This window comes from Luteibacter sp. P4_D7_3, from assembly GCF_056401735.1.
The window spans coordinates 1-5595 of sequence record NZ_JBFUIT010000266.1; the positions used below are offsets into that span (position 1 = coordinate 1).

Here is a 5595-nt window from a genome sequence, read left to right on the forward strand (position 1 = left end):
AGGTTATCCAGCCCCGGTGCGAAGTCCGGTGTCTATTTCGCCTTCTCCTGCAGGACCTCGATCGGCAGCTTGTTCACGCGCGACATCGAAGGCAGGTCCATGACGGCCGGTTCGGCACCCGGCAGCGCCAGCAGCACGCGGGTTGCCAGGGCTGTTGCAATGAAGKCGCCCGCCGCGGTGTGACCGTAGAGCAAACCGATCGTCGGATGGCCGTGCGCATCCGCGTGGATGAGACACTTCGCCAGGTGCGCCAGGTACTCGCTGAGGCCGAGCATCTCGTCGCGCTTGCTCATGCGCTGGCTGTCGCTGTCGACGAGAACCAGGATCGGATCGTTGCTCCCGCTCGTGGTCACGTCCAGCACGTGACGCGCGAGTCGTGCCGCTTCGTCGATGCCGACCGGCAAGCGCCCGTCCACGCCGATCACGGCCAGTTGGCTACCCGAGGGTAGCGTCCCCCGGCCGGAGGCAAGACCGCCTTGGACAATCACCTCATGCCCGCCGGGAAACAGCGAGGCGAGGATCTCAGCGAGCAACATGACGTGTCTCCTTCAGCCCGTCGGCAAGGGCCACAAAGTCTTCGAAAGCCATTCCCGGAAGGGATTGCGGATCCGTTGCGCCCATGGACCGCCAGATGTCGATCGCATCCGCACAGGCGCCGAAGCGCTCGATGCGCTGCTCGAGACGCACTTGCTCGGCCTGCAGTGTGTCCAGGTCCAGCGCAGCGGCATGTTCGATGACATAGCGTGCCGCGTCGCGAAAGCTGGCCACGGTGTCGTCGGCGAAGACGTCGGCGCCACCGATCAGGTAACGCTGCTTACCACCCATGGTGCGCCAGACCAGCGCGCGGTCCTTCGAGTCGAATTCCTCGACGCCACGGTTGGTCTCGATGACCTCGGGTCCCGACACGCTGATACGCCCCTGCTCGGAGACGGCGAGCGCGGAGCAGCTGCCCGCGGTGAGACCACCGCCGCCGTAGCAGCCAGCACGCCCACCGACCAGGCCGACCACCGGCACGCCGGCAAGACGCGCTTCCACCACGGCGCGCATGATCTCGGCGATAGCCAGCTCACCGGCATTGGCTTCCTGGAGTCGCACTCCGCCGGTATCGAACAGGATCACGACAGGGATGGAGCCGATGTCGCGAGCTGCGCGAAGCAGCCCCGTCAACTTGGCACCATGTACCTCACCGAACGCGCCCCCCATGAAGCGACCTTCCTGTGCGGCGATAAACACCGGCTTCCCATCGAGCAGACCGCGCCCGACGATCATGCCGTCGTCGAACTGCTCGGGCAGGTCGAACAGCGACAGGTGCGGACTCGTCTCGCGCTGCTCCGGGCCGATGAATTCGACGAAGCTGTCCTGGTCGAGCATCTCCTTGACGCGCTGGCGGGCACTCGCCTCGAACCAGCTGGGGCTGCTCATGAGCGCTCTCCCTCGATGGCACGCACGGCCTGGGCGAGGCGCAAGGCAACCATGTCGGGACGTGCGCCGCCATCGTTGATCGAGAGCTTCAGGCCACCCGGCGAACTGCGGCCGACGAAATCCACGACCACGGCGCTCCAGACATCGCCGAAGCCCTCGACGGGAGTGCGAATGTCTACCTCGCATTCGCCATCGGGGAGGCTGCGCTCGACCAGGACTTCCAGGTTCCCGGATGCCACGACGCCAACGATTGCCTGATCACGTGTGCCTTTCGCACGAAGCGCGGTAACGTGCCGATACGTAAGCTTTTCCACGACTTTCTCCTTACCAGTTTCTGAACCGGGACGGCGGCGCGTACAGGCCACCGGACCAGCGCACGAGATCTTTGATGGAGCTGGCGGCCAGCATCCGGCGATCGGCATCCAGTGGATCGATGCCAAGGTCTTCAGGGCGACGAATGACACCGCGCTCGCGTAGACGTTGCACCATCTTCGCGTCCCTGCCCCGACCGATGGCCGTGTACCCGGCGACGCCACGAATGGCTTGCTCGCGCTCGTCGTTGTCGCGGCAGAGCAGCAGGTTGGCGATGCCCTCCTCGGTCACGATGTGGGTCACGTCGTCGCCGTAGACCATCACCGGCGCGAGATCCAGGTCGAGCTTGCGGGCGAGTTCGATGGCGTCGAGATGCTCCACGAACAGGGGAACGTTCTTGTCGCCGAAGGTCTCGCCGATCTGCACGACCAGCTTGCGACCGCGGCGCATCAGGGCCGGGCTGTCCGGATCGGCTTCCTTGCCGGCGCGCAGCCAGGGCTCACTCGGGTGACGACGTCCGCGGGCATCGCTGCCCATGTTCGGGGCGCCGCCGAAGCCGGCCACCCGGTCGGTCGTCACGGTGGACGAATTTCCCTGGAGGTCGATCTGCAGGGTCGAGCCGATGAACATGTCGCAGGCATAGAGGCCGGCCACCTGTGAGAACGCGCGATTGGACCGCAGCGATCCATCGGGGCCCGTGAAATAGACGTCCGAACGGGCACGAATGTAGTCGTCCATACCCACTTCGGAGCCAAAGCTGTGGATCTGCTTGACMCAGCCCGATTCGATGGCAGGAATCAACGTGGGATGGGGATTGAGCGCCCAATGGCTTGCCACCTTGCCCTTGAGACCAAGGCGCTCGCCATAGGTCGGCAGCAAGAGTTCGATGGCTGCCGTGTTGAACCCGATGCCGTGATTCAGGCGTTGTACGCCGTACGGCGCATAGATGCCCTTGATCGCCAGCATGGCGGTAAGGATCTGCGTCTCCGTAATGGCGGCAGGATCCCGCGTGAAGAGCGGTTCGACGTAGAACGGCTTGTCGCTTTCGATGACGTAGTTCACCCAGTCACTGGGAATATCGATGCGAGGCAGTTTATCGACCACCTCGTTCACCTGGGCGATGACAATGCCGTCCTTGAACGCGGCCGCCTCGACAATGGCCGGCGTATCTTCGGTATTCGGCCCGGTATACAGGTTGCCTTCGCGATCCGCGCTCACCGCAGCGATCAACGCCACCTGCGGTGTCAGGTCGATAAAGTAGCGGGCGAACAGCTCGAGGTAGGTATGCACCGCGCCCAGCTCGATCTTGCCGCCGAACAGCAGCCTGGCGATGCGCTGCGACTGTGGACCCGAGAACGCGTAGTCCAGCCGTCTGGCAATCCCACGTTCGAAGATATCCAGGTGTTCCGGCAGCACGACACCTGACTGGACCATATGCAGGTCGTGCAGCTTGCCGCTGTCCGCGGCGGCAAGTGCCGCCGCCAGCAGATCGGCCTGCTTCTGGTTGTCGCCTTCGATGCAGACGCGGTCACCCGGCTGGATGACTGCTTCCAGCAGAGCTGTCGCGTCCTTCCTTGCAACGTGCTTGCCCTTGGCATATCTGGCACCGGCCTGCAGCCTCGATGCTCGTGCGATTCTTGCGCTATCCCAGACCGTCATGGTTCTCTCCGGAGACGTTCGATCGCTTACGGAATGGCGTTACGTGCTGCGTCCTCGATCAACGCGGCGACTTCCTTCGGGTGCGATTCGTACACGGAGTGGCTCGCACCCTGGACCTCGATAGTGTGGGCGTGTGCGCGCTTGGCGTACATCCGCTCCAGGTCCGGATTGATGATGCGATCGGCCGTGGCCACCGCATACCAGGTGGGCTTGGTCTTCCAGGCCGGCTGGCCGGCGGGCACCGTGAACACTTCGGCCGCCGTGAGCTCCTGCGCCTGGGCCTCGAATTCCGCCTGGGGCTTGGGCAGGTCGGCGGCGAAGTCGGCGGGATAGAACGCCGGATCGAGATAGGTGAACCCGTCGGCCGTCTTCTTCACCGCCTTGGTCTTGTTCGGGTAAAGCTTGCCGTTGGCGACTTCGGTCTCGCCCTGGTCCAGCGCGTGCGCAGCGATGTAAACCAGCCCAACGACCTTGGGATCGTTGCCGACGTCGGTCACGATCGCGCCACCGTAGCTATGGCCGACGAGGATGGTCGGGCCTTCCTGCAAGTCGACGATGCGCTTTACGGCGGTCACGTCGTCGTTGAACGAGGTAAGGGGGTGCTCGGCGATGGAGACGTGGTAACCGTCTTTGGCGAGGATCTCGTAGACGGGCTTCCAACCACTGCCGTTTACCCACGCGCCATGGACCAGCACGATGTTCTTCACTGGCGTGGCGGCGGCCGCGGGGTCGCTCATGATCGCGGCGCCCAGCAGAAGGCCGGCAGAGAGAAGAAAACCCTTCGTCGTCTTGTTCATCATCGTCGTGCTCTCGGAATGCGGTGCGATTCGACCGTGGAATCATGCTGCGCCCGCGGGGGTTACCGAAGACTGGCCCCCGGATGACAAACTCGTAAGCATTCCGTCGGAGCGTCCAAGCGACGGGCATTGGCTTCAAATTCACCATACGCCCGAGTACGCTGTCCTCATCGCCTCTCCCTGTGAGCCAGCATGTCCGAAGCTTCCGTCGATCCGCTGTTCCAGCCGTTCACCATCAAGGGCGTCCAGCTCAAGAACCGTATCGTCATGGCCCCCATGACCCGGCTCTTTACAGCGAAGGGCGTGCCCGGCGAAGCCAACGCGGCCTACTACCGCCGACGCGCGGAAGCCGACGTGGGCCTGATCATTTCCGAGGGTACGGTCGTCGATCGCCCTGCTTCACGTAATGAACAGAACATCCCTTCGTTCTACGGGGATGCAGCGCTCGATGGCTGGCGTAGCGTCATCGACGGGGTCCATGCGGCCGGTGGGAAGATGGGCCCGCAGATCTGGCATACCGGCGCCACGCGTGGCAGGTATGGCTGGGCGCCTGGTTCGCCAACGGAAAGTCCCTCCGGCCTGAACGGTCCCGGCGATGCGAACGGCAAGGCCATGACCGACGAAGATATCGCCGACACGGTCACGGCGTTTGCCAACGCCGCTGCGCATGCGAAAGCGCTTGGCTTCGACGTGGTCGAGCTGCACGGCGCCCACGGTTACCTCATCGACCAATTCTTCTGGAGTGGTTCGAATGCGCGCACCGACCGGTACGGCGGCGCCACGCTCGCCGAGCGTTCACGTTTCGCCAGCGAGGTCGTGGCAGCGGTTCGCGCCGCGATCGGCCCGGACATGCCGTTGCTACTGCGAGTCAGCCAGTGGAAGCAGCAGGACTATCACGCGCGGCTGGCACACACGCCTGCCGAAATGCAGGCCTGGCTTTCGCCGCTGGTCGCTGCCGGCGTGGACGTGCTCCATTGCTCGCAGCGGCGGTTCTGGGAGCCCGAGTTTGCCGACGTCGATGGCCCCGAGGGTCTCAACTTCGCGGGTTGGGCAAAGAAGCTGACCGGCGCCRCGACGATCGCGGTGGGATCCGTTGGCCTTTCCGGCGACTTCCTCAAGGCATTCGCCGGCGAGAGCTCGTCACCGGTCGGGCTCGACCAGCTGGTGGCGCGCCTGGAGCGCAACGAATTCGATCTGGTCGCTGTCGGTCGTGCGCTGCTCAACGATCCGGACTGGGTATCGAAGGTTCGTACCGGCGACGCCGCCGGCATGAAACCCTTCAGCCCGGCCGCGATGTCCGAGCTGCTCTGACGCGTCAGGCCAGCGTCGTCAGCTCGACGGGCAGTACCGTGTCGCCGCTGATGATCTGGGCCTGGCCGTCCTGGACCATGAACTGGATCTGCAT

The 5595-nt window shown here is 64.4% G+C and carries 6 protein-coding genes; 1 reads left to right on the top strand and 5 read right to left on the bottom strand.

The features are described 5' to 3' along the window. Positions 1-32: 32 nt before the first annotated feature. From AC1DSN_RS17570 to AC1DSN_RS17590, 5 genes are read right to left on the bottom strand one after another with little or no spacing between them, the layout of a single operon-like run. Positions 33-536: a biotin-independent malonate decarboxylase subunit gamma gene (locus AC1DSN_RS17570; RefSeq protein WP_477331937.1), complete on the bottom strand. Its 504-nt coding sequence runs from the start codon at positions 534-536 to the stop codon at positions 33-35. Further along, positions 523-1422 carry a biotin-independent malonate decarboxylase subunit beta gene (locus AC1DSN_RS17575; RefSeq protein WP_477294188.1) on the bottom strand — a complete coding sequence of 300 codons (900 nt, stop codon included), beginning with the start codon at positions 1420-1422 and terminating at the stop codon, positions 523-525. The genes AC1DSN_RS17570 and AC1DSN_RS17575 overlap by 14 nt, the downstream gene beginning before the upstream one ends. Continuing rightward, positions 1419-1736 carry a malonate decarboxylase acyl carrier protein gene (gene mdcC / locus AC1DSN_RS17580; protein ID WP_477331939.1) on the bottom strand — a complete coding sequence of 106 codons (318 nt, stop codon included), beginning with the start codon at positions 1734-1736 and terminating at the stop codon, positions 1419-1421. Before mdcC ends, AC1DSN_RS17575 begins: the two co-directional genes overlap by 4 nt. A 10-nt stretch (positions 1737-1746) precedes the next feature. Beyond that, complete coding sequence (gene mdcA / locus AC1DSN_RS17585; RefSeq protein WP_477331941.1) at positions 1747-3393, bottom strand: malonate decarboxylase subunit alpha; 1647 nt, start codon at positions 3391-3393, stop codon at positions 1747-1749. A 26-nt stretch (positions 3394-3419) separates the two neighbouring features. Beyond that, positions 3420-4193 (bottom strand): alpha/beta hydrolase, encoded by a 774-nt coding sequence (locus tag AC1DSN_RS17590; protein ID WP_477294193.1) that lies wholly within the window; start codon positions 4191-4193, stop codon positions 3420-3422. 189 nt (positions 4194-4382) lie between these two features. Between AC1DSN_RS17590 and AC1DSN_RS17595 the strand changes: the two genes are divergently transcribed. After that, positions 4383-5501 carry an NADH:flavin oxidoreductase gene (locus AC1DSN_RS17595; RefSeq protein WP_477331943.1) on the top strand — a complete coding sequence of 373 codons (1119 nt, stop codon included), beginning with the start codon at positions 4383-4385 and terminating at the stop codon, positions 5499-5501. Positions 5502-5595 lie beyond the last annotated feature (94 nt).

Excerpts from the sequence above, each read along its gene's own strand:
- AC1DSN_RS17575 (WP_477294188.1), bottom strand. The coding sequence starts at position 1,422 with ATGAGCAGCCCCAGCTGGTTCGAGGCGAGTGCCCGCCAGCGCGTCAAG.
- AC1DSN_RS17590 (WP_477294193.1), bottom strand. The coding sequence starts at position 4,193 with ATGATGAACAAGACGACGAAGGGTTTTCTTCTCTCTGCCGGCCTTCTG.